This window comes from Mesorhizobium sp. L103C119B0 (assembly GCF_000502235.1).
In the GTDB taxonomy this organism is placed as follows: domain Bacteria; phylum Pseudomonadota; class Alphaproteobacteria; order Rhizobiales; family Rhizobiaceae; genus Mesorhizobium.
Map to the genome: position 1 here is coordinate 1 of NZ_AYXE01000069.1, position 920 is coordinate 920.

At 57.1% G+C, this 920-nt stretch carries 2 protein-coding genes; one reads left to right on the forward strand and one right to left on the reverse strand.

The window, feature by feature from the left end; genetic code table 11:
- The coding region (locus X728_RS1000000170880; RefSeq protein ID WP_210164492.1) for a hypothetical protein at window positions 1–454 on the forward strand (454 nt) is incomplete at its 5' end.
- Window positions 455–703: 249 nt separating this feature from the next.
- On the opposite strand, the gene X728_RS136945 is transcribed toward X728_RS1000000170880, so the two are convergent.
- A partial coding sequence (locus tag X728_RS136945; protein ID WP_023833356.1) for a DUF4112 domain-containing protein occupies window positions 704–920 on the reverse strand: 217 nt, incomplete at its 5' end.

Genomic DNA, 920 nt, shown 5'->3' on the forward strand with positions numbered 1-920 from the left:
GGGTCAGCATCCTAGTCTCTGCAGATCGGCAGGGCAGGTTGCTTGGCAGGCCTGGTCGATTCAGAACACGGAGGGCTCCATGACAAAGTTGTCTGTCTTGACCGTAATACTGGTGCTTTTGGTGTCTGTGGGGCCATGCTTGTCCGAAGGTACCCAAACCAACAGCAAACTGACTTCCGAAGAAGCAGTGAAAGCTGCCAGCTCTGAACTGTATTCCGACATTCTCGTGCGAGCATGCAGGAACGGATGGCGGTATCCGCGCAGCTACATCGAAAACGGATTCAGGCGCCACCTGGCGGAGCTGAAACTGCAGCTTGTTGATCAGGGTTACAGCGTCGTACCCAACCTGACCGCGAATGATCTGCCCGTCCGAGGACCGATATCGGAGACCAAACGCCGTCTGGTTGGCTCGCGCCAATTCAGCTGTTCCCACCCATACTGGCGCGATGAATGACTCCACGCGACGGNGTGCAATCTGACAGCCTGATTTCCGGCGGTTCTCCCTAGGTTGGAAGGAGGCGTTGACGAATGGCAGGTTGTTATTCGAGGAGGAGTGACACTCCTCCTGGAGCTGTAAACAACGTCATGGAATGACCGCTCTTCGGCTGCGTGGCTCCGCAAGCTGCATCGTCCAATAGCAGGCGCGTGATCGAAGGATCACGCGCCTGCTATTCACAGCGGAGGTAAGCGGGCCCTGTCCGGATTACTTGTTGAGGTGACGGCGCAGCAGCCTGACGTTGCGATTGTTCGCCTTGAAATACACGTCGAAGATCGAGCCGAGAATTGGGACACTTCCTACGAGCGTATCCAGCAGCACGTTGCCTAGCATGCGGGCGACCAACCCATTTCCGGCACCGACGTTTCGAGCTCGCAAGACGATGTAGGCCGAGACAATGCCCGTCGCCGCATCTCCGAGTACG